Source organism: Ideonella livida, from assembly GCF_010499455.1.
GTDB classification, from domain to species: Bacteria; Pseudomonadota; Gammaproteobacteria; order Burkholderiales; family Burkholderiaceae_C; genus Ideonella; species Ideonella livida.
This window is the reverse complement of sequence record NZ_JAAGOH010000089.1, coordinates 1-841: the sequence shown is the minus strand read 5'-3', so window position 1 is coordinate 841 and position 841 is coordinate 1. Positions and strand designations below refer to the sequence as shown.

1 protein-coding gene is annotated in these 841 nt (G+C 71.7%); it reads left to right on the top strand.

Features of this window, described 5'->3' with window-relative positions:
* Positions 1 to 841 (top strand): carbohydrate porin (locus G3A44_RS23165; protein WP_163460116.1); only part of this gene is annotated, 841 nt, incomplete at both ends.

Here is an 841-nt window from a genome sequence, read left to right as displayed (position 1 = left end):
CCGCCCCCGCCTTCGCCGCCACCGGCGTCAGCGCCAACATGGAACTCGACACCGGCGTCCAGAACATCAAGTCCACCGGCGCCAAGGGCTCCTACCAAGCCGGCCGCGTCGAAGTCAACTTCACCGGCCGCGCCGAAGGCAACGGCGGCTTCATCGCCGGCAAGGCCTCCGCCATCCTCTCCAAGGGCGGCGCGGCCTCCACCGACGACGCCTGGGTCCAGCTCGGCTCCTCCGCCTTTGACGTCAAGCTCGGCCGCTTCGAAGCCGCCGACCTCTACCCCACCCCGGCCGACGCCGCCCGCATCGGCGGCTTCTACCAGACCAACGCCCTGCGCGGCCGCATGGGCGACCGCACCCACGCCGCCGCCACCTTCGCCCTGGGCACCGGCCTGTCCCTGGAACTGGGCCTGGTCGACATCAAGGACACCGGCGTCTCCGGCGGCTCCAAGGGCCTGCGCCCCGTCCTGTCCTACGCCTCCGGCCCCCTGAGCCTGCGCGTGGGCCTGGAGTCGGGCAAAACCCAGGACGGCGCTGATGAGGCCAACTTCTCCGGCGCCGGCGCCGCCCTGGGCTATGCCGTCGACGCCGGCCTGAGCCTGCGCGCCGCCGTCTCCTCGGGCACCGCCAAGTTCGCCGCCGGCGACCAGAAGCGCTCTGCCGCCCTGCTCGGCGTCTCCGCCGGTGGCCTGAACCTGAGCGTGGAATCGGCCAAGACCGGCGACACCAAGTACCAGGGCGCCTTTGGCGGCTACACCTTCGGCCTGTTCGACATCAAGGGCGCCAGCATGACCCCCTCCTTCGGCACCCAGTCCACCGACGACGGCACCGCCAAGGTCACCAA